Origin of the sequence: Flavobacterium tructae (assembly GCF_001853485.1) — a bacterium.
Lineage (GTDB): Bacteria > Bacteroidota > Bacteroidia > Flavobacteriales > Flavobacteriaceae > Flavobacterium > Flavobacterium tructae.
This window is the reverse complement of record NZ_MIKE01000023.1, coordinates 201,230-223,019: the sequence shown is the minus strand read 5'-3', so window position 1 is coordinate 223,019 and position 21,790 is coordinate 201,230. Positions and strand designations below refer to the sequence as shown.

Genomic DNA, 21,790 nt, shown 5'->3' with positions numbered 1-21,790 from the left:
AGGAAAAAAGTTGAGGTTGCTTACAGTACAAAAAGGACCGAAAATAGTAAAGTTAAAAGATTAAAAATACTGTTGTTGTGCGGTTGTTTTCCGGGTTTGAAAAATCCGCTTTTTGAGTTAGGAGAAATATAGGTTTTGCTTTGAAGAATATAAAATGATATTTCATTAGATTTTTTACTTTATTAATAGTGATGGTCTTTTATAGAATAAAAACAGGGTAATATAATATCATAATTATAGGTATAATGTTGTTTAAGAAAAATGCTTTTTGGAATAGATCAGAACAAACTGGTAGGTACCGGTGTGTACGGATGCTTGATTGTTATACTTTTGAAACTCACTTTAGATTAAAGGAATAAAATAAAGAATACCACAAACCAACCATAAGAAACAACCATTTACTATTATCGAACCCTTTTTATGAAAAAAATACTATTTCTATTAGTTTTTACATTTCTGTTTTGTAAAGTTAATGCGCAGGAGGAACAAATTCAGATCGAAACTCAAAATACGGCTTTGATTTTAAAGGTAGGAAAGAACGGTTTGCTTTATCAGTCTTATTTAGGGACGAAACTAAGAGATAATTCTGGATACAATGCGGTTTCGAAAGAGAGTACCAAAACATTTGTCGTTAACGACGGAAATCCGCTGGTCAATTTAAGGCATCAGGCTTACCCGACTTTTGGAACAGAGAATTTGTTTGAATCCGCAATCCGAATGACTCATAATGACGGTAATCCCTCTCTGGAATTAAACTATGTAAGCCATAGTACGCAAAAATTAGATGCTAACACGACTGAAACTATTATCAAACTTAAAGATTCTGTATATCCGGTAGAAGTTACACTGCATTATAAGGCTTTTTATAACGAGAATACAATAGAACAATGGACTGAAATTGTACACAATGAAAAGAAATCGGTTGTCTTATACAATTATGCGTCATCGATGCTGCATTTTGATGCCGATCATTATTGGCTGACTCAATTTCATGGAGATTGGGCTAAAGAAGCTCGCATGCAGGAAAGTGAGCTAACTAGTGGTACCAAAGTAATTGATTCGAAATTAGGGGTTCGTACCGATATGTATCAAACGCCAGTTTTCTTTCTGTCTTTAAATGCTAAAGCCAATGAGAATTCGGGTGAGCTTGTGGCAGGAACGATTGCCTGGTCTGGAAATTTTAAGTTTGCTTTTGAATTGGACAATAAAAATTCGCTTCGAATCAGTTCCGGAATCAATCCGTTTGCTTCTGAGTATAATCTTCAGCCCGGGAAAGTATTTACAACGCCGTCTTTTATTTATACTTTTTCGAATAAAGGGAAGGGGCAGGCCAGTAGAAACCTGCATTCATGGGCCAAAAAATACGGAGTGAAAGATGGAGAAAAATCCCGTCTGACCTTATTGAACAATTGGGAAACAACCTTCTTCAATTTTGATGAAAAAAAATTGACCGAGATGTTTGCCGATTCCAAAACGTTGGGCGTTGACATGTTCTTACTGGATGATGGCTGGTTTGGAAATAAATATCCAAGAAGTGGTGATAAATCAGGACTTGGAGATTGGCAGGCTACCAAAACAAAGCTGCCAAATGGTATTGGTTTCCTCATGCAGGAGGCTGAAAAAACGGGAATAAAGTTCGGAATTTGGATCGAACCCGAAATGGTGAATCCGAAAAGTGAATTGTACGAGAAACATCCGGATTGGGTATTGAAATTGCCTAATCGACCGGAAAGTTATTACCGTACCCAATTGGTTTTAGATTTATGTAATCCGCAGGTGCAGGATTTCGTATTCAAAACAGTAGACGATATTATGCAGACAAAACAAGGGGTAGCTTTCTTTAAATGGGATTGCAACCGAATGATGACTAATGCTTATTCTGCCTATCTGAAAAATCAGCAGTCACATTTGTTTATTGAATACACCAGAGGTTTGTATAAAGTTTTGGACCGCATTAAAACGAAATATCCAAATTTACCCATGATGCTTTGTGCCGGAGGAGGAGGCAGAACCGATTACGGATTACTTCAATATTTTACAGAGTTCTGGGCAAGCGACAATACCGATCCTTTCAACAGAGTATTCATACAATGGGGGTATTCGCAGTTTTTTCCGGCCTTTTCAATTTGTAACCATGTAACTTCCTGGGGAAATCAATCCATCAAATTCAAGACAGATGTGGCGATGATGGGTAAATTAGGTTTTGATATTAATGTAAAAGAACTGAAAGAAAAAGAATTGAAATATTGCCAGGAAGCCGTAGTTAATTACAAACGATTGAGTCCGGTAATTTGGCACGGTGACCTGTACCGAATGATTTCTCCTTATGAGGAAAGCCGTGCGGTATTGATGTATGTGAACGAGTCGAAAAGTAAAGCGGTCTTGTTCTCCTACACGCTTCATCCACTTTATGATCCGCAATATAATCCGGTTCGTTTTCAAGGTTTAGATCCAAATAAAACTTATAAAGTAGAAGAAATAAACCTAATGCCCGAGGCAAAGAAATCAGTCGAAGAATCCGGAGAATCTTTTACGGGAGATTATTTAATGAATGTTGGTTTACGGGTTTCTTCGTCTAAGGTCGAAACCAGCATTGTTCTCGAAATTACTGAATTGTAGTTAAATTAGTTTTTTGTATAGACGAAAAGCCTTTCGATGGAAAATCTCCATTTTGAAGGGCTTTTTTATTTTAATAGTGAAGCAGAAAGGAAATAGCTTCAAATGAATAATTATAACCAGTTGGGTGTTTTGAAAAGTAATAGCCACAGATTAGCGGATTAAAAAGATTCGAAAATCTGCAGACTCGAGCGATAGCGAACAGGCGAAGCAATCTGTAAGATCTGCGTGTGAAAAAAAATCTTAGACATAGAAACATTTAAACCCGACAGGTTTTTATAACCTGTCGGGTTTAACTATCAAATGTAAAAAAGCATCATAGATTATAAGGAAGCAGTTTAAAAAACTGCAATCTTTCCGGTTTGTATCCCGCCGGAACTTGTTATTATTTTATAGAGATAAATTCCCGAAGGCGTATTTTTTAAATTGATACTATTGATTTTAGAAAGAAACGAAGAAGTAATAATATTTTGTCCGCTAACATTGTAGAGATAAAAAGTAGCAGCTTCCTCTTTTTTGGCTTCAATATTTAATTCTTCATTTTTGCTTAGTAGGGTTGGGTAAATCAAAAACAAATCATCACCTAAATAGTTAGCATCAATAATTTGGGAGCTTACGGTAGTATTGCTCCCTAATAGTATATTGATTTTATATTTATTATTGCCTTTTATTGGAGCTGTATCCAGAAAAGAAAGTGTTTTTGATTGGATGTCGTTTAGAGTACTGATCACACTTTCGGCTGAATTATTAATCTTGACTAAATCTATTCTTTTGATGTTGTACAAGCTAAAAATACTGGCACTGACCTTTATTTGATCCTCCTCGAAAATTTCCGCTGAAGCCAATTCGAAGTAACAATTTGAGTTTTGATCATACTGTAAGGTCGACTCGCTTTTTATTCCTTCACTATCATTTATCACAGGAGTAACCGTATAAATTTTCGCGTCAGTATAGACATAATTGTTGTTCGTTATTTGTTCTTTAAACTCTAAACGGTCATTTGTCAATTGATAAATTTTAAACGAAGCGACATCCGCAGGTTTGTCCCAATTAATTTCTGTTGTGCCATCGCATACTAAACTGGTTCTAATGTTTAAATCATAAGAAACCGTAAAGGGATCCGAAACGTAATCTGTATTGCCAATGGTCATTTTCAGTTTTGCTTTCGAGAATTTTTTCTCTGCAGGAGTATAATTAAACTGCTCACTATCCAGATTGATACTATTTGCTATAATTTCCCAGGTTTGACCATCATTATAACTGATCGATAATTGACCAGAGGTACCGGAAAAGGAAGAACTCCATTTGAAAGGAGAAATTATTTTCCCATCATAAGGAAAATTATCATTAGCAACTGGATAATTCCATTCAAAACCATTTTTCGTTTCATATTCATAGGCGATACTGTAATCCTGAGAAGCATTTGAGACGTATACGCCGTTAACAGCAATAGTATAGGATCCGGATGTAGGGTTTTCAATCGATACCTGTTCGATAGTATTCAGTTTATCTTTTCCTTTAGTGGCAGGTTGCTGAGGATTTTCAGGATTCAGAACCCAGGGTAAAAAAGTAGTAGGATCGGCCGAAATAACTTCGAGATCTAAATCGTTTACCAAACTTATATTACTGTTGATAGCTGCGGGTAAGTCGTTCCAGACTAATGTTATTTTTAAGTTTTTCGCATTAGCAGGAACTGTAATGGTATGTGAGTTCGTTTGACCGGAAGCCAATTTATCGGTTATAAATCTGTTTTCACTAATCGTTTTCAGACATTTATAAGCATTGATATTACCATAACCATAGGTGAAATCAGGACCGGGGTTACCCAAATCTTTTGCACTATTAATTAGAATGGCCTTCGTTAAGGCATTAGACAAAGCAGTATTATGTATCGTTTTATACTGTTGCTTCATAAGAGTGATAATCCCTGTGGCCAATGCAGTAGAATTTGATGTCCCTTGCGAGCTGTAAGCGACTAACTCCGGTTTTATTCTGCCATCATAAGCAGGGCCCTTTGACGAAAAAGACAGGATGACCTCATTCTGATCTATACAGCCAAAGGCAATACTGTTTTTAGATTGTTTGAAATTACCGGTAATAGATTTATAGCCCTCCAATCCTTTATTACCGGATGAAAAACAATGAGTCAAGTCGGGATTTAAGGCCAATTGATTGTCGTAAGCATTTGCGAGTGAACCATAAAAATTCTCAATCACTGTACCGTAAGAATGATTTTGAGTGGTGGCACCTTGTAAAGTTGCTATTTCGTCGGGGTAGAGATTCAAAAAGTCAGACGATTGCAATTTTGCTTTTATGGCGACCCCTTTTCCTAAAACAGAGCTATTCCCCAATCCCGAAACTATAGTGGCCATGGCAGTTGCGTGGCTTGATATCGTCGAAGACTGTGTTGAGGAAGGAATATGTTTAAGGAAGAGATCAACATCTTTTAGGTCAAAAAGCTCATCTTTGATAGAGGCAATTTGATTTTCACCTGTGAGAAGAGGAAAATTAATAAGCGCTTTATTTATGGCATTGAGTGTAAAGTTTTGATCTGCTATTTTAGACTCGCTTTCAGGTTGAAGCGCTTCTTGTGAAACAGCAGTGACGCTGCTCAAGGGAATAACCTTATCAAGAATCGTTTTGGAATCACTTTCCAGGATTACAAGATGATCATCAAGTATTTTAACAACAGAAATGTTCGCCAGCTTCAAATCAGCAAGCAATGATTCAATGGCATCAGTGGCTATGATGTATTTTTTGCGTTCGTGATGATTTGAAAAATCCGATGGTAATTTCCACAGATTATTAACGGGAAGTATCTCTTTCAACGATCGATTGTATTTTGAACTTTTATTTTCAACAATACAATAGGTAGCATCTAATTTTTTTACAATAGTATACTGATTGCGATGTGCATTTTCTATAGGGGTAAGAGAGTATTTTTCAAATGTTCCATCACTTTCTTTCTTTAAGTATTGTTCCCATTTTTTGGAGTTTTGCGACAAACAGATTGTCGTTATTATAAAAAGGAAAAACGTAATTTTTATCTTCATTTACTGTAGGTGTTAGGGCAATTGCAGCCATTTTGATCAATATTTTGACAAAACCGCCTTTTTTAGCGATATATTACTTTTTAGTTTAAGATAGAAATCTTTTTTAAACACTTCTAATTGAATTAAATATCGCCGCTAAAAAATCAAAGTTATCAAAATATTTGTAAAAATTTTATTCCTTTTTATTTCGTTCGGAATTCGTGATTTTAGAAGGTTAAGTCCACTTTTAAGAGTTTTCAGTTGTATTTCAAAGCTGTTGAAAGTTTATCAGATTCGTTTTCACCCGCGAAGTATACGAAATCTAAAATTAATAATTTTGAAGGAATTGTTTTAGGGTAATACGTTGATTTGTAATCGATTGCTTGTTTTTATTGGGCTAATAGTGAATTTTATGCGATTACCGCATAAAAAATAGGAAAATAATTTAACAAAATACATTTAATTTGTTAAATTATTGTTTTTATAAGTATTTTAATACTAAATCTATGTAGTTTTGGCAATAAAGTAGTAATATTTTGTAAAGACCCTAAAAATATCAACTTATTTAACTAACCAAAACACTTTTAAATGAAAACAATTAAAACAACCTTACTTTTGTCGTGTATAGCGCTATCGCTATTGTCTTGTAATAAAGAGGATGAGGTAACTCAACCAAACAAAGAAGCTCTAACAGTATCACAAGATGTGTTAGATAAAATTAACTCACTTGCATTGAACACTAATGATGTTCAGGTAATTAAAAATACCAAATTAGACGGTACCACTGAAGATGCTTACCTGGTTGAAGGTGACATCATCATCACTGATGCACAATTGAAACAAATGGATCTTCATGGAGGTATCACTTCAGAGCAATACCGTACTACTAATTTAGTAGGTGCTCCAAGAACTATTAAAATTGTTGGATTAACCGGAACAGGTACAACAGCTCTTTCTGCTAATATGCAAGCCGGATTACGTGCAGCAGTAAACAGATACAATAGTTTAGGATTGACAATTAACTTTACACTAACTTTCGGATCAAGTACTACAGGTGCAAACATAGTAGTAAGAAGACAATCCGGAGGTGCCGGTGGAGTAGCCGGATTCCCTACTGGAGGAAATCCTTATAACTCAGTTACATTGTATTCTGGATTAGATACTTATTCTGTGAATGTAAATGCTCACGTAGCAGCACACGAAATTGGTCACTGTATTGGTTTACGTCATACAGACTATTTTAGCCGTCAAAGCTGTGGACAAAATTCAAACGAAGGAGCTGCTGGTGTTGGAGCAATTCATATTCCGGGAACTCCTACAGGATATGATTCAACTTCATACATGAGAGCTTGTTTCAGCTCAAATGAAACAGGAGCTTTCAATAGTAATGACATTACTGCTCTGAACTATCTATATTAGAAGTTGAATTAAGGCGTTCTTTGCAAAATATTCGAGGCTGTTCCGTAATTGGAGCAGCCTCACTTTGTTTTTAGTAACTGCTTAGACTTTTTTATGATGGATAGGAGGATTAAATACCTTGTATCCATCCGGACTTTTTTTGGATAATTTAAAACAGTACATTAAAAGTAAAACGGGTAATTCTACGTAGCTGTAAGATTGTATTTTGTACTAGATTTATTACTTAAACCCTAATAATCGACAAATCATGCAAAACAATGAAAATTCACCCATTCCAATAGGATGGGTTGGTGGATTTCCACCAGCAGGTTCACCTATGTTGTATCCAACCCGGGATCTTTCCTCATTACCGATGTTGAGTAATATGGATAATATTAGTTTTTTACAACGTCAACTTGGTGTAAGATGGCCTGAGTTTAGTTGGGAAACCCAAAAAGACAGTCCTAATAAAAGGAGATGTTACCAACAATTTGCGCCTTACATTTCCAGAGCAGGTTATACTGATGAAGGTCGGGTATATTCTGTTATCTGCCCTCAACAGGGAGTCTGGCTTAAAGATGAAATTTGTATCAATGTTGAGGTTACGGTTACCGGACAAAGAGGCTGGGTGAACGAAGTAACAAAAGAGATCGCCATAGACATGACTGTTGAAGGTAAAATTTGGCTGACACCTAATGAACAACAAGGTGATAAGATAAAAGAGATTTGGCCGCTATTGGAATATAGTTTTCCAAAGTTTCCTTTGAATAAAGATAATGCCATAAGAGTTACTACACACAAGCAAAATGATCCTGATCAGCCCATCTTTGAAGTGATCCACGGATTAAATCCTGAATTTGAAAATCCTCCGTTTGCATTACATGAGGGTAAAGCATTTGCCACCGCTTATCTTGCCGTTGAAATTGGAGATATTAAGCTGACAAAAGATAAAGTAGTTGATGATTTTAACCAATTAATAATGAAAGCTTTTAATATTGGTTCAGGAAATATGCTTCAGCCGGGAAATACCTTGTCATGGAATCTTTGGTTTACAGAACCCGCTTTGGTCAATAAGGAGGAGTGGAAAAATCATGCTGAATTTTGGAGAAACTCTATTGATGTACATCATTGCTCTCCAACAGGAAATGGTACTGATGCCAGATATTTTGACGGAAGTAAATTTAGCCCTGAAGAAAATGCCGTAGACGAGATAATTAAGGATATTATCAACTATGTTAGAAAGCATCTTTAGGTTATTGAAAAAAAGGACATTTAAAAAAGGAAGGTATTCAATATCTTCCTTTTTTTGTGGAGCCATCGGAGTTACGATTGAACAACCGATACCTATTTTTGAATTGCAAGTGGTTTCCTTGAAGGTTGGCAGAATATCAAAAGAATAGTTTTGGAGAAAGCGGGGATTGTATTTTTTATCTTATGAGTTAATAGGTAAGAATTAATCCGTTGGGAGTAATTAATTTTTATATTTGAGAATTAAATGAATAAAATGAACGAAAATAGTAAACCGTATGCCTTAGTAACCGGTGCCAGCAAAGGCATTGGAAAATCGATTGTTTATGAATTGGCTAAACAAGGTTATCCGCTATTGCTAGTGGCAAGAGGAGAAGACGAATTAAAAGCACTTTCTGATGATCTTCAGGTGAAATACGGTATCAACGCTCCAATTTTGTCAATTGATCTTTCATTAGCTGGTGCATCGCTAACAGTTACCAATTGGATAAAAATGAATAATTATCCGGTTGGTGTTTTAGTTAACAATGCCGGTTATGGCGTATGGGGCAATTTTAGTGAGTCTTCGCTGACGGATCAGCTTGGCATGATGCAGCTTAACATGAATGTAATTGTAGAACTTTCGCATTTATTAGTGCCGATACTTTCACAGGAAAAACAAGCCTACATTTTAAATATTTCGAGTACTGCTGCCTATCAGGCGGTGCCTACGCTGGCGGTTTATTCCGCTACAAAGGCTTTTGTTTTATCGTTTACCCGTGCCTTGCGTTTCGAACTCGGTAAAAGTTCAATTTCAGTAACTTGTTTTAGTCCGGGTCCGGTTGATACCGGTTTTGCTGCAAGAGCGGGTTTAAATCCTTTTAATAAAATGGCTGAAAAGTTCAATATGCAGCCTGATGAAGTTGCAAAAATGGCTGTAAAAGCCATGTTCAGCAAAAAATCAGAAGTTATTCCGGGTTTTACAAATATCATTTCGGTGTACGCCAACCGCTTGCTGCCAAAGGGATTTATCGAAAAAACGGCCGCCGGAATTTATAAAATTTAATTTTTTTTCAAAAAAAAGTAAGAAAATATGCTTTGCAAAAGATAAATTATTATTACCTTCGTTTTAATATCTACTAATTCTATAGAGTATGTCTAATAAAAGAAATATGTTTAGTTTTCCGAAAGAACGAATGCAAGTAAACAACATGCGAATGTGTCGCTGTTGTTGCTGTCGCTAATCTTTTAGATAAAATTACAAACACTATTATTTCATTTATTAAATATATTTATCATGGTATCTTCTTATAAAACCTTTACCCTTACAGAACAATTAACTGCTGAGCAAATTGACTTTTTTAACGAATATGGCTTTATCCATTTCAAAAAATTTATAAATCCGGAAACAGTTTCATCAATTATCGATGCCTCGAAACAAGTACAGCAAAAATGGATTGACAATGACCTTAAAAAAGTAAATGGCGTTCCAATTAAATACGGAAAAGATTTGGATGGTTCTCCTATTGTGCAGCGTTTTGCTTTTATCAATCAGCATCACCAAACCTTAAGCGGTCTTTTATTGGATCCAAGATTTGATAGTTTACTGCAATTAGCAGGCGATGACGCGAGGTTAGGCACCGAAGAAAAAGACGGAATGGTTTTCAATCATTATATCAATGGGCCGGAAAGTAAGTTTACTAAAATGGGCTGGCATACAGATGGTTTGAGAGATATTTTTTATGGTGCAAAACTAAACCCGATGTTAAATGTGGGCATTCACTTAAGCACTTTGAAACCCGAAAACGGAGGCCTTAAAATCATTCCGGGTACTCATAAGCAAAGTATTTACCAAATGCTTTTTCGCAAAAAATACTTTTTAGATCATAACGCCGATTCCGAGGAAGTTTCCATCATTCCGGAGGCAGGAGATTTAACCATTCATGATGGCCGTTTGTGGCACAGAGTGGCAGAATCCTCTATCCGTGGCGAAGAGAGTAGAAGGAGAGTTATTTATGTTCCAATAATAGCAGGGAAATACGCTCCTAAAAACGAGAATAGCCCAACGGTTTTTTATCAACGTTTTGCGGGAATTGTTAAGTAGTATGCTGTTTGTCCTCGCATTTAGTTATCTGGTTAGATCAGGTAAGCTAAAAAGAACTGCCGATTTTTTTAAAAATACGCCAAGAAAAGTAAAATTAAAAATGGTTAAACTGGAATTAGCGATACTCTCAGGCTTACAAATATTGCGCTATTAATGGGAAAAGAAACACAAGTTGAAGAGTATACTGCAATTGTACAAAGAGCATTTTCAGACCGTAAGCGGACTAATATTTTAAAAAAAGCAGAACAGTTAACGATTGTATTTTTACTTCCGAAGGTACCTGAATTCATTTCGCCAAACGTGCTCACTTTAATTGGTACACTTGGCTCGGGATTGATTTTTTTAGCCTTTGTTTTAGGTGCTTACCTAACCGATTGGTATTTGCTTTTGGCTATTGTCGGATTGATTATAAATTGGTTAGGCGATTCTTTAGATGGAAGATTGGCCTATTATAGAAATATTCCACGCCGTTGGTACGGTTTTGCACTCGATATTATTGCCGATTGGATTGGTATTGTATTTATAGGTTTTGGCTACTACATTTATGCTAAAAATGGTACACAAATAGTAGCCTTTGCTTTTGTCGCCTTGTACGGTTGGTCTATCATCATCAGTCAGTTACGCTATAAAATTACAAATGAATACAGTATCGATTCCGGTTTTGTTGGCCCAACCGAGCTTCGATTTATTATTGCTTTAATTTTAATTATAGAAATTTTATTTCATGGATCAATCACCTATTTGGCAGGCTTAATTACTATTATATTGTTTGTAATTAATACTATAGATAGTGTAAGACTTTTAAAATTGGGTGATTTAAGAGATAAAAACCAAGACTGATATGTTCAGTAAAAAATCTATTTTTACTTTTCTACAAGCACAAGTCGCGGCATTTTTAGGGGGCATTACCGATTATGGCTTAATGATTTTATTGACAGAAGTGTTTCAATTGCATTTTGCCTTTTCTATTTTAATTTCCGGAACCGTTGGCGCAGTTATCAATTTCAGCATCAATAGATTTTGGGTATTTAAAAATCAATCGGGTTATAGCAGCCGCATCAATGGTCAGCTTTTTAAGTTTGCGTTGGTGGTATTAGGGAGTATTTCCTTGAAATCATTTGGTACCCTTATTTTTCAGAAAGTATTTCAAATCGATTATAGAATTGGAAGATTAATCACAGATAGTTTTGTCTCTTACGGATTTAATTACCCGCTGATAAAATATTGGGTTTTTAGAGCTAATAAAAAGCAGAACATAGCCGAATCAAATTAGTATATAAATGTTTTTTTATGAATCAATTATCTTTTAAGGATTTTACAAAATCACTGATCGTTATAACGATCTTAGTACATATAATTTCAGGAAATCTATTGGCTCAATCCAAAAATCCATCGCCATTAAATTTTCCAACACCTAAGAATATAGATAATATGCTATTCTATATTCAGCGAGATCCCAATATAAACACGGCTATTTATGCCATAAACTACGAGGAAAATGGAAAAATAAACAAAAGCAATCCTATAAAAGCCTATTGGATTCGATATGCTGAAAAAGGAGAAAAAAAAGATTTCAATTATTTACAGCGCAAATTTGCGTACGGAATAGAAACTAAAACGCTGGAAAATGAAGAGTTTGAGTTTAAATTTGTGTCGTATAAAAAGTTGGCCTTAACCTTAAAGAAGATAGAGGCGGATCAAAAATATCATGTTTTTGCAAATGTAAATCAGAAAAAAATACAGGTAGAAAAAATATTTGTGCGCATTGAAGGAGGTTCTTTCTGGCTACCCAATGTAAAGTATGCCGAAGTTACCGGAATTGATGCTCTCTCCAATAAAACCATTACCGAAAGGATGTTGTTGAAATAAGATATCCTAGTTCTCGGAAGTGTTCTCATAGATGCGTAGCGTAAAGAAGAACACTTTCGAGAGCAGGGGTTGCCTGTGGTATTTGAAACGTGAATATTATTTTGGAATCCTTTTTTTTCATGACCAAGAATTAATTCTTCTGGACTTGACTGTTGTAATAGGTATAGTTTGCAAAACAGAGTAATCAAGTTTTTATTCCAATTAATATTATAAATTTATTTGATTTAATTTAATAGACCTTCTAAATAACTCCTACTTTCTTGAGTTAAGTAATCACTTTCATTATTAGAAATAAATTTTTTTATATTTAGAAAAGATATAAAGTTTTCAGAAAAGAAATTGTCAATATTGCCTATTAATTTGGGATGCTGAAAAATGTCTACTAGCACATCATAATAATGTTGCTGTTCGTTAATCATCCCTATCATATTCCAATCAGTGCCAAAACAAATCTTATCTTTAAGTCTACAAGGTGGTTCTGAACGATTGAAATTTTCAATTAAATTATAGGTAAATCTTTGGCGGTCTTTGACCTTTTTAATAATATTTCCTAAATGTGCTATTTCACAATATACATTTTCATATTCTTCGCAAAGCTCAACTACTTTTTTTGCATAACAGTCGATTTTTGACCATTGTTTAGGTGTTGAATACCAACCATGAAAGTCATGATCTTTGACTTTAGGATCTCCACCTCCAGCATGGCCAAAGCATATTCTTAGGTTTTTATGCTCTTTTAAAACCATTTCCCAATATTTTGGATCAGAATTCAATCCCGAACCTTTTTTAGCTTGAAAGCCCACAGGAGTACAATGGGTAAATATTGGAATCTGATGTGTTTCGCAATAAGTAAAAAAATCTTTGACATTTTCTCTTACAACAGCATCGTCATCACCAAAAGGCTTGTAGTCCATAGGTGGATAAAATTTGACACCAATGTTTCCCGCAGCAATTCCCATTTTAAAAGATTCCATTGCATTTTTATTTTTGGGATTAAAAGCAGTAAAACCTAGTAATTTTCCTTTTGAATTATTGACAAGTTGCATCATATTTGCCGTCTGAACGGGATGGAATGGATAATAAGTTCTTCCGTTAGTGTATGAAGCCTGCATATCCATCATATAATGTATCTGTAATGCTAAATTTGCGCCTCCATAACCACGTGTTGCTTGTTGGTAAATTTTGACTTCATCTGTCATCATAATAGCTAGAAAATTTATAACAGGAATTCCATCACAATCTACATATTGTTGAAGTTCTGCATCAACATTTGGTAGAGATAATTTTTTTAAAGCCCAACGCACAGGGTCACTATACATTTTTTTGTATTTTAATTTTGCATCGTTGTCTGGTACTATTGCATTGGCTTGACTATATTGCTCAGCAAATTTTTGCAGAAAAACATTTTGATTAAATGAATTTATGCTTTTTTGTTCCTTATCCATTTCTTTTGCTAAGTCGGCAATTGAATTGAGTAATTCACTTTGTTCTAGATTTTTATTAGTTTTATCGGATTTCGTTTTATTCGCTTCGTAGTCCAGCTTTCTTGATGTTCTATCTATGAACCAATCTATGATTTTGTCAGGTTGCATAGTTTTAAGGGTATCATCTTCAAGAACAAATGAAGAAGCTTGACTATCAAAATCGTCTGTCAGTGCATATAATAAATTTGCAATAGGTCCTGCTATTAATGTTAGTATTGGTACATTATCAATAATTGCTTTAAGCGGTAAATATCTTGCATTAAAAAGGTGAATATGGGCATCCACTAGTCTTATAGGGATAGCTCTCGTTAGATTCGAAGTGCCTTTGTCTTTTGAGCCTCCTTTATCTTTATTATTACAAGATTGAACAAAAAAACCAATACCTGGAACCAATATAATAGAAGCTAAACTGGTTGTTTTTATGAAATTTCTTCTGCTTTGACTCATTGATTATATAAATTTAAAAATTAGCTTGATAAGTGTATTTAATTGTTAGTCAATAAGATATGCTTTTTTTTGAAAATTGTTTGATATTTTTTAACATGAATTTGATTAAAAAAAGCTTTAAGAGTGTTGCTAGATTTTATCGTTGGGCTATTAGTACTGAGTTTGAATGATGAAACTGTTATTTTTTACAAAATGGTGTGATTATTACCTGTTTCTTTTATATAGTTTAAATATTAATGATAAAACCAAAAACCAATCTAGTTAAGAATGGCTTTTTTGATTTGGATTGCGGGCAAGGATTTCAAATTCGCAATTAGGTTATTCTATAATAAATGCTTTTCGAGGTTTGCACAAATACCAAGAACATTTAATCTATAATAATTTGAGTGCCAACTGAAACAGGTTGTCTAACAAATTTATCATATGTTGAAGCCAAAGGACAACTTGCCATTATACGCCATTGATTTTTAACAATTATGCCAAAATTTAATTGAGACAAAAAGAAAGGTTTATTTTCAATATCTAGATTTTCATATAAATCTTTAGAACCAACTATTTCATATGCACTTATAATACTAAATAATTTAAGTTTGTCATTTCCACCAAATATATCTATATACATTTGACCTCCTAATTGAAAATTAAATGTAGCTTCATTGCTTAATGATCCGAGAGCAGGGAGTTGAAAACCAAGCTTAGGATTTAATGCTAAACAAAATGTACCCCAACTACTTTTGTAATATCCAACGATAGTAGTAGCATTTAAAACACCATTACCACCACCATTTAATAAAGACGCAATTGTTTGCTTTTCAACTGTATTTTCTTTGGCAGAATTTATGTGAGAACCTAAACTAACACGAAAAGCTCCTATTTTATCAGAAACTAATTCAGTATAAAAATTTACTTCATTTGATTGAAATTGGAATACATTTGATTGAAATAATTTGAAACCTTCTTCTGGTGCACTAAGTTGCAAAAAATTATTTGATTTTTTTAATAGATGAGTCTTGTCATTTTTATCATCTGTTTCTTTGAAATAAAGAAATTGCGCTGATAATACAACTGAATAAAATAAAAAAATAATAAGTAGTTTTGTTTTCATAATAAAAAAGTTTTGATAAAGACTTAATGACTTTTAGTAAGATAAGTAATGATAAAAATAAGTTATTTGATTTAAATTTAACAAGCAAAGTATTGATTTTTTTTAAACACAAAATTGCACATACAATATGGTAAATGAATTAGGTGATTTAATTCAATATTCCAATAATGAAGAATTTTAATCAAATATTAGTATGGAGCAAGTACAGCATGCAAAAGAATACTTCAAAATACTACCAAAAAATAATGCCGAATTATTGTATGTAGTTGATTCTATGAACCTCATTAATGCAGCACTTAAAAGTAAAGAATATAGAAGCAAAGAAAGGAAGATACTATTATTCATTATGGGGGTGTTAAAGCCAAAGGTTTTAAGATTGCTCAATTATATGTTGCAAATTGATTTAAAAGACTTCGATTGCGATTTTTACGTCGATACAAAGAATAAAAATCCTTGTGCCTATTGAAATAGATGGTTTGCAGTTTAGCTTTCACAACATCAGTATATCTGAAAATTTAAAAGCTTATATTGATTCTGAAAAAAAATCATCCGAAACCATGGAAAGGTGTTCGATTACAAAGAATAGCAGGGGAATTATTTGATTATATGCAAAAAAAGAGACTTTCGAGTCTCTTTGTAAAATTATATATCTATAAATAATTATTTTTTAATCAATTTTTCAAGTCTCGCCATCATTTCATCTTTCTCTTTCAACATACGCTCGTACAATGCAATCTTTTCTTCGTGCATCTTTAGTACTTGTTCTATAGGATTAAAAGTAGGGTTGTCATTTTTTTGATATCCAATACTATTATCGCCAAAAGTATTAGAAATAACATTTACTGCCTGTTCTTCATCAAAATTCTTAAAAGCTTCAACAGGAATTTTTAATACCGTTGAAATTTGTTTCAGCAGGTTGTCTTCAATTACATCTTTTTGCTCCAGCATAGAAATTTTCTTTTGGTTCCAGTCTGAGCCCAGATCATAAGCTAATGCTTCCTGCTTGATGTTGAGCATTTCTCTGAAGCGTTTTACGTTTCTTCCCTGATGTATTTTCTGTTCCATAATGCGTATCAATATTTCTAAAAGCTCAAAGATAAACCGATTTTGATTAAAAAACCTGAATTTCAAAGATAAAAAAATATCCAGTAAAACATTCTTTTTTGTCAGATATTATGTCTGTTTTTAGAATAGACTATTCTTCTGGAAGAATAGAATCCCCGCTCTTCGAAAAGTCCTTATAAACAAAAAATCGCAATGATCTAAGTTTAGATTATTGCGATTTTTTTGTGGAGTCGCCGGGAATCGAACCCGGGTCCAAACAAGCAACTAAAGAGCTTTCTACACGTTTATTTCCTGATTGGATTTTCGATGTTAAGCTAGGTCAGGAACAACCACTCAACACTTATCTTCTTAATTTCGATATCCACCCGAAGCTCATGGAAATCTAGGTTTATTTTTACGGTTCCCCTGTACTGACCGCCACAAACCAAGGCTTTCAAGGAGAATCCAGCTTTCCTACCTTGTAGGAACGTGGCGCAATCTTACTATAATTCGGATTATGCAGCTAAAGCGTAGTTATTTTCGCCGTGTAAAATTGTAAGATCTTATATTTACGAGCAAGGTCTCAATGCTCGACGTGCTTACTTTTCAATTCGACTTGCTGTCAAAACCAGTCGACCCCAAAAATGAGTTTGCAAATTTATACTATTTGCAGTTAGCTTTGTAATAAATTTTTCAGAAAATTTTATTATTCAGTATTAGTCGAAAGTCGAAAGTTGTAAAGTTTTTAAAGTCAAATGCTTACTTTTTGTTTTCTCACAATTGATGGTGTTTAAAAAAAATCAAAGCCAATATTGACAACTGCTTTAGGTCTTTAAGACTTTCGACTTTACGACTTTTGACTTTCGACTACTGTATTATTCTTCGTCCTTGAAGTTAAACGGGTAATCTCCAAAAATTGGTGCCAGTTTGCGAACCGCATAGGTATTTCGGGTCATTTTGTTCGACAAGGCAATAATGGTCACGTGTTCTTTCATTAAAGTAATATAAGAAGAAGTATTGCCATGCCACCAGCCATTGTGGAAATAAAAATTCTGTCCGGTTTCCCAATTGATCATTCTGATTCCTAATCCGTAATTTTTGGTTCCTTTACGCTCATTACTGTATCCGGTATAAACTTGTTTCAGTAAGGCAGGTTTTAAAAAATCAGGTGAATTTCTGGCGCGGTCAAACTTTAATAAATCTCGCACTGTTGAAAAAATATTTTTGTCCCCGTAAACATTGTCCAGATAATCAAAACCAATTTCTACACCATTACCTTTATAAGAAGGAACAATTTTCTTTCTGTCTTTATCATCGTCAAAAACGTAGGTGTGTTTCATTCCCAAAGGTTTGAAAATCATTTGGTGCATGGCTTCTTTATACGTTAAGCCTGTAATTTTTTCAATAATTAGAGCCAGCATCGCATAGTTGGTATTGCAATAACTAAATCGCGTTCCGGTTCTGGATTCCAAACCAATGTTCTTGGTGGCTAAAATGTCCAGGATATCTTTATTGGTAAGCTGATTGTGCCTGTCCCAAACCGATTTGTCTCTGTCTGTAAAATAGGCATAATTGCGCATTCCGGTACGATGGTCGAGCAACATTCGGATCGTGCAGTCTTCGTACGGAAAGGTTTTTAGAATCGTATTTACCTTTTGATCTAAATCGATCTTACCGGCATTAACCAGTTTTAAAACAGCTGTAGCAGTCAGAACCTTGCTTACAGAAGCAATCTGAACAGGAGTTTCTGCGGTTATTTTGGTGCCTTCGTTTTTATTGGCAAAACCATTATAGCGTTCAAAAATAATCTGACCGTTTCGGGCGACCAAAAAACTTCCGTTCATTGTATTGTTGGGCCAGTTTTTATTGTAAAAGTGATTTATTCTTCCTGCAACTGAATTAATATAGGCCTGCGAAATTCTTTTTTCAGGACCTAACGGTTTCATTTTCGGTAAAGTATCTTCTGTTGTAGTGGTAGTATCGGCGGTTGTTTTTTTATCATTACCACAAGAACTTAAAACTAATAACAGAAAAAGTATTTGTGGTATATTTGTTTTTTTAAGGAGGCTCATTTTCATCATTCTTTAAAAACAAATATATAGAATTCAATATTTATGTTTGGCTGTTTTGAGAGGCTTCAAAAGCATGATTTAACAAAAAATTAAGATTTTGTTTATTTATTTGGTTGTTTGTCAGCTTTTAACGGTTTTTAAACATTCTAAATTGTATTTTTTCAACAAAATTTTAACTAAATTTGTTATATTTGAAACAAATAAGATGTAAAAAGTTATATTAATAATTATTTTAAACCCGTTTAAATGAAATTTGGAATCATAAAAGAAAGAAAAACCCCGCCGGATCGCAGAGTTGTTTTTGCTCCTAATGAACTTACAAAACTCAAACAGCTTTATCACGAAGCAGTAGTTGAGGTAGAAAGTTCTGATATCAGGATTTTTTCGGATATACAATATAAGAGTATGGGAATCACCGTTACGGAAGATGTTTCTAATTGTGATGTATTATTTGGAGTAAAAGAAGTTCCGGTTGAGAATTTGATTTCGAATAAGGCTTACTTCTTCTTTTCGCATACCATTAAGAAACAGCCTTATAATCGAAAATTGTTACAGGCTATTTTGGAAAAAAATATTGATTTATACGATCATGAAACCATAGTAGATGCTCACAACCGCCGTTTAATTGGTTTTGGAAGATACGCAGGAATGGTTGGTGTTTACAACGGAATTCGTGCTTTTGGGATTAAGTTTGAGTTGTTTAAGCTGCCAAAAGCAGAAACACTTGACGGAAAAGAGGCTCTAATCAAACATTTGAAGCGTATTACCATGCCCGCTTTGAAATTTGTGATTACCGGAACGGGTAAGGTAGGGAGTGGTGCCAAAGAGATTTTGGATGCTATAAAAGTAAAAGAGGTAACAGTTGATAATTATCTGACTAAAAATTATGCGCAGGCTGTTTATGTACAGTTAGATGTTTTAGAATACAACAAGCGTATTGACGGTCAGGTGGTTGATTTTAAAGATTTTGTAGCGCATCCGGAGGAATATGTTTCTGATTTTGAAAAATTTACAAAAGTAACAGATATTTATTTCGCAGGTCATTTTTATGCGACGGGAGCACCGATGATTTTAACACGTGAAATGCTGAATGCGAACGACTGTAAGTTAAAAGTAGTTGCCGATATTTCTTGTGATGTTAACGGTCCAATTGCCTGCACGTTAAGATCTTCGACAATTGCCGATCCTTTGTACGGTTATTTTCCTTTAGAAGATATAGAAGTGGATCTTTTTCATCCTGCAGCAGTAGCAGTGATGGCGGTTGATAATTTACCGTGCGAAATTCCGAAAGATGCAAGTGAAGGTTTCGGAGAGCAATTTATGGAACATGTAATTCCGGCTTTCTTCAATGGTGATAAAGACGGAATCTTAAAACGTGCTAAAATAACCGAGAAAGGAAAACTAACAGAACGATTTAGTTACCTGCAGGATTATGTAGACGGGAAATAATTAATTGTTAATGGTTGATTGTTGATTGTTAATTGTGGAATGTAAAATGGTAATTGTGAAATGCGAGTCATAAATGAGTATTTCAAACATATTTTTATAAAAAAAGAGCTTTCTAAAATTTAGAAAGCTCTTTTTTCTTATATGTGACATTGTAATATTCAAAGATTGAAACAGTTCACAATTAATAATTCACAATTAATAATTAACTAGACCATCTCCTCCGGTTTTACCCAGGCATCAAAATCTTCCGGGCTAACGTATCCTAAACGAACGGCTTCCTCTTTAAGTGTAGTTCCGTTTTTGTGAGCGGTTTGAGCAATTTCGGCAGCTTTGTAGTAGCCTATTTTAGTATTTAAAGCTGTAACCAACATCAGTGAATTGTCTACCAGTTCTTTAATGCGTTTGTAGTTGGGTTCGATTCCCTGTGCACAATGTTCATCAAACGAAACACAGGCATCTCCTAATAATCTTGCCGATTGCAGGAAGTTGGCTGCCATAACCGGTTTGAAAACATTTAGTTCATAGTGTCCTTGCAGTCCGCCAACAGCGATTGCCATGTCGTTTCCAATCACTTGAGCGCAAACCATGGTTAAAGCTTCACATTGGGTTGGATTTACTTTTCCGGGCATGATAGACGATCCTGGTTCGTTTTCGGGAATATGAATTTCGCCAATTCCTGAACGTGGTCCTGATGCTAACATTCTCACATCGTTGGCAATTTTGTTTAAAGCAACTGCCAATTGTTTTAAAGCCCCGTGAGTCTCCACAATTGCATCGTGTGCAGCCAAAGCTTCAAATTTGTTTTCGGCAGTAACAAAGGGATGATTCGTAAATTTTGCAATATATTCGGCTACTTTCACATCATATCCTTTTGGAGTATTCAATCCGGTACCAACTGCAGTTCCGCCTAAAGCGATTTCAGATAAATGTGCCAAGGTGTTTTTCAGGGCTTTTAATCCAAAAGACAATTGAGCGGCGTAACCTGAAATTTCCTGTCCAAGAGTTAGGGGGGTAGCATCCATAAGATGTGTACGACCGATTTTTACCACATCCTTAAATTCGGTTGCTTTTTTTACCAAAGTAGCGTGCAGTTTTTCAACTCCCGGAATGGTGGTTTCCACAATCATTTTGTAAGCAGCAATATGCATTCCGGTTGGAAAAGTATCGTTAGAAGACTGTGATTTATTTACATCGTCGTTTGCTTTTATAAATTGTTCGCCTTCTCCAATGTTAAATCCTTTCAGTACTTGTGCGCGATTGGCAATTACTTCATTAACATTCATATTGCTTTGAGTTCCTGAACCGGTTTGCCAGATGACAAGGGGAAACTGATCGTCTAGCTTTCCTTCAAGAATTTCGTCACAAACTGCTGCTATAGCATCTCTTTTTTCGATTGGTAAAACGCCCAGATCGTAATTGGCATAAGCGGCTGCTTTTTTAAGATAAGCAAAGCCTTCAATGATTTCCTGTGGCATAGATCCTGCTGCACCAATTTTGAAGTTGTTTCTGGAACGTTCCGTTTGTGCTCCCCAATATTTATCTGCCGGAACCTGTACTTCACCCATCGTGTCTTTTTCTATTCTGTATTTCATTATGTTGTATGTAAAAAGTTATTTGTAAAGTGTAAAATGTTTCCTGAAAACTGAAATTTCTTATGAAAATGAATGCACTAGCCCTGATGGCAGCGGCATCCTTTTGTGCCGGGGTTCGGGACAAAAGATATAGCGGACAGCAGGAATTAGCTTCTGAAGATTCTCATGTTCTTGTGGATGAGATTGTTCAGTAAAATGGCGGTTATCCATAAGAAAAAAAAGCTTATTTAAAATGAGTATAAATATAAGCATAAATGTTATTTCCAGAAAATTGATTTGGATTTTATTGGTAACGAAAAATATAAGGCTTACATTTGTCCTTACATTCAAAAATTCCGGAAAACATGTTTG

The 21,790-nt window shown here is 34.6% G+C and carries 17 protein-coding genes and 1 other RNA gene; 11 read left to right on the top strand and 7 right to left on the bottom strand.

Annotation, left to right across the window (positions count from 1 at the left end; translation table 11 throughout):
- Positions 1–420 precede the first annotated feature (420 nt).
- Positions 421–2,619 carry an alpha-galactosidase gene (locus BHE19_RS11900; protein ID WP_070907299.1) on the top strand — a complete coding sequence of 733 codons (2,199 nt, stop codon included), beginning with the start codon at positions 421–423 and terminating at the stop codon, positions 2,617–2,619.
- A 335-nt stretch (positions 2,620–2,954) separates the two neighbouring features.
- Here the strand turns inward: BHE19_RS11900 and BHE19_RS11895 are convergent, their stop codons facing one another.
- Positions 2,955–5,669, bottom strand: a complete 2,715-nt coding sequence (locus BHE19_RS11895; protein ID WP_070907298.1) for a S8 family peptidase — start codon at positions 5,667–5,669, stop codon at positions 2,955–2,957.
- A 567-nt stretch (positions 5,670–6,236) separates the two neighbouring features.
- Between BHE19_RS11895 and BHE19_RS11890 the strand changes: the two genes are divergently transcribed.
- The 7 genes from BHE19_RS11890 to BHE19_RS11860 all read left to right on the top strand — a co-directional run bounded on the left by BHE19_RS11890 (position 6,237) and on the right by BHE19_RS11860 (position 12,246).
- Positions 6,237–7,067, top strand: a complete 831-nt coding sequence (locus tag BHE19_RS11890; protein ID WP_070907297.1) for a M57 family metalloprotease — start codon at positions 6,237–6,239, stop codon at positions 7,065–7,067.
- 247 nt (positions 7,068–7,314) lie between these two features.
- On the top strand, positions 7,315–8,298 hold the full coding sequence (locus tag BHE19_RS11885; protein ID WP_070907296.1) for a hypothetical protein: 984 nt from the start codon (positions 7,315–7,317) through the stop codon (positions 8,296–8,298).
- Between the two features lie 252 nt (positions 8,299–8,550).
- Entirely contained in the window at positions 8,551–9,339 is a 789-nt protein-coding gene (locus tag BHE19_RS11880) for an SDR family NAD(P)-dependent oxidoreductase (protein WP_070907548.1), read from the top strand.
- 231 nt (positions 9,340–9,570) lie between these two features.
- Positions 9,571–10,377 carry a phytanoyl-CoA dioxygenase family protein gene (locus BHE19_RS11875; RefSeq protein WP_070907295.1) on the top strand — a complete coding sequence of 269 codons (807 nt, stop codon included), beginning with the start codon at positions 9,571–9,573 and terminating at the stop codon, positions 10,375–10,377.
- A 153-nt stretch (positions 10,378–10,530) separates the two neighbouring features.
- On the top strand, positions 10,531–11,217 hold the full coding sequence (locus BHE19_RS11870) for a CDP-alcohol phosphatidyltransferase family protein (protein WP_070907294.1): 687 nt from the start codon (positions 10,531–10,533) through the stop codon (positions 11,215–11,217).
- A gap of 1 nt (position 11,218) precedes the next feature.
- On the top strand, positions 11,219–11,650 hold the full coding sequence (locus BHE19_RS11865) for a GtrA family protein (RefSeq protein ID WP_070907293.1): 432 nt from the start codon (positions 11,219–11,221) through the stop codon (positions 11,648–11,650).
- A gap of 17 nt (positions 11,651–11,667) precedes the next feature.
- A complete protein-coding gene (locus BHE19_RS11860; protein ID WP_070907292.1) occupies positions 11,668–12,246 on the top strand; it encodes a DUF4833 domain-containing protein in 579 nt (192 codons plus the stop codon).
- 224 nt (positions 12,247–12,470) lie between these two features.
- On the opposite strand, the gene BHE19_RS11855 is transcribed toward BHE19_RS11860, so the two are convergent.
- Entirely contained in the window at positions 12,471–14,177 is a 1,707-nt protein-coding gene (locus BHE19_RS11855; RefSeq protein ID WP_070907291.1) for an amidohydrolase family protein, read from the bottom strand.
- A 367-nt stretch (positions 14,178–14,544) separates the two neighbouring features.
- Positions 14,545–15,282, bottom strand: coding sequence for a hypothetical protein (locus BHE19_RS11850; RefSeq protein WP_070907290.1), 738 nt, complete (start codon positions 15,280–15,282; stop codon positions 14,545–14,547).
- Between the two features lie 193 nt (positions 15,283–15,475).
- Here BHE19_RS11850 and BHE19_RS11845 point away from each other — a divergent pair, with 193 nt between their 5' ends.
- On the top strand, positions 15,476–15,748 hold the full coding sequence (locus tag BHE19_RS11845; protein ID WP_070907289.1) for a hypothetical protein: 273 nt from the start codon (positions 15,476–15,478) through the stop codon (positions 15,746–15,748).
- 194 nt (positions 15,749–15,942) lie between these two features.
- Here BHE19_RS11845 and BHE19_RS11840 read toward each other — a convergent pair whose 3' ends face one another.
- The 3 genes from BHE19_RS11840 to BHE19_RS11830 all read right to left on the bottom strand — a co-directional run bounded on the left by BHE19_RS11840 (position 15,943) and on the right by BHE19_RS11830 (position 18,404).
- On the bottom strand, positions 15,943–16,347 hold the full coding sequence (locus BHE19_RS11840; RefSeq protein ID WP_070907288.1) for a helix-turn-helix domain-containing protein: 405 nt from the start codon (positions 16,345–16,347) through the stop codon (positions 15,943–15,945).
- A gap of 222 nt (positions 16,348–16,569) precedes the next feature.
- Positions 16,570–16,966, bottom strand: a transfer-messenger RNA (tmRNA) gene (gene ssrA, locus BHE19_RS11835).
- Between the two features lie 235 nt (positions 16,967–17,201).
- A complete protein-coding gene (locus BHE19_RS11830; RefSeq protein ID WP_017496138.1) occupies positions 17,202–18,404 on the bottom strand; it encodes a serine hydrolase domain-containing protein in 1,203 nt (400 codons plus the stop codon).
- A gap of 240 nt (positions 18,405–18,644) precedes the next feature.
- Between BHE19_RS11830 and BHE19_RS11825 the strand changes: the two genes are divergently transcribed.
- Complete coding sequence (locus BHE19_RS11825; RefSeq protein ID WP_070907287.1) at positions 18,645–19,847, top strand: NAD(P)-dependent oxidoreductase; 1,203 nt, start codon at positions 18,645–18,647, stop codon at positions 19,845–19,847.
- 206 nt (positions 19,848–20,053) lie between these two features.
- Here BHE19_RS11825 and fumC read toward each other — a convergent pair whose 3' ends face one another.
- Positions 20,054–21,439, bottom strand: a complete 1,386-nt coding sequence (gene fumC, locus BHE19_RS11820; protein WP_070907286.1) for a class II fumarate hydratase — start codon at positions 21,437–21,439, stop codon at positions 20,054–20,056.
- A 68-nt stretch (positions 21,440–21,507) separates the two neighbouring features.
- On the opposite strand from fumC, the gene BHE19_RS23030 reads away from it, so the two are divergent.
- On the top strand, positions 21,508–21,633 hold the full coding sequence (locus BHE19_RS23030) for a hypothetical protein (protein ID WP_262487649.1): 126 nt from the start codon (positions 21,508–21,510) through the stop codon (positions 21,631–21,633).
- Positions 21,634–21,790: the final 157 nt, after the last annotated feature.

Bases quoted from the DNA above. Each gene is read 5' to 3' on its own strand.
- BHE19_RS11845 (WP_070907289.1), top strand. From the start codon at position 15,476: ATGGAGCAAGTACAGCATGCAAAAGAATACTTCAAAATACTACCAAAA.
- BHE19_RS11825 (WP_070907287.1), top strand. From the start codon at position 18,645: ATGAAATTTGGAATCATAAAAGAAAGAAAAACCCCGCCGGATCGCAGA.
- BHE19_RS11860 (WP_070907292.1), top strand. From the start codon at position 11,668: ATGAATCAATTATCTTTTAAGGATTTTACAAAATCACTGATCGTTATA.
- BHE19_RS11850 (WP_070907290.1), bottom strand. From the start codon at position 15,282: ATGAAAACAAAACTACTTATTATTTTTTTATTTTATTCAGTTGTATTA.
- BHE19_RS11855 (WP_070907291.1), bottom strand. From the start codon at position 14,177: ATGAGTCAAAGCAGAAGAAATTTCATAAAAACAACCAGTTTAGCTTCT.
- BHE19_RS11840 (WP_070907288.1), bottom strand. From the start codon at position 16,347: ATGGAACAGAAAATACATCAGGGAAGAAACGTAAAACGCTTCAGAGAA.
- BHE19_RS11900 (WP_070907299.1), top strand. From the start codon at position 421: ATGAAAAAAATACTATTTCTATTAGTTTTTACATTTCTGTTTTGTAAA.
- BHE19_RS11865 (WP_070907293.1), top strand. From the start codon at position 11,219: ATGTTCAGTAAAAAATCTATTTTTACTTTTCTACAAGCACAAGTCGCG.
- BHE19_RS11830 (WP_017496138.1), bottom strand. From the start codon at position 18,404: ATGAAAATGAGCCTCCTTAAAAAAACAAATATACCACAAATACTTTTT.
- BHE19_RS11870 (WP_070907294.1), top strand. From the start codon at position 10,531: ATGGGAAAAGAAACACAAGTTGAAGAGTATACTGCAATTGTACAAAGA.
- fumC (WP_070907286.1), bottom strand. From the start codon at position 21,439: ATGAAATACAGAATAGAAAAAGACACGATGGGTGAAGTACAGGTTCCG.
- BHE19_RS23030 (WP_262487649.1), top strand. From the start codon at position 21,508: ATGAATGCACTAGCCCTGATGGCAGCGGCATCCTTTTGTGCCGGGGTT.
- BHE19_RS11890 (WP_070907297.1), top strand. From the start codon at position 6,237: ATGAAAACAATTAAAACAACCTTACTTTTGTCGTGTATAGCGCTATCG.
- BHE19_RS11895 (WP_070907298.1), bottom strand. From the start codon at position 5,669: ATGAAGATAAAAATTACGTTTTTCCTTTTTATAATAACGACAATCTGT.
- BHE19_RS11880 (WP_070907548.1), top strand. From the start codon at position 8,551: ATGAACGAAAATAGTAAACCGTATGCCTTAGTAACCGGTGCCAGCAAA.
- BHE19_RS11875 (WP_070907295.1), top strand. From the start codon at position 9,571: ATGGTATCTTCTTATAAAACCTTTACCCTTACAGAACAATTAACTGCT.
- BHE19_RS11885 (WP_070907296.1), top strand. From the start codon at position 7,315: ATGCAAAACAATGAAAATTCACCCATTCCAATAGGATGGGTTGGTGGA.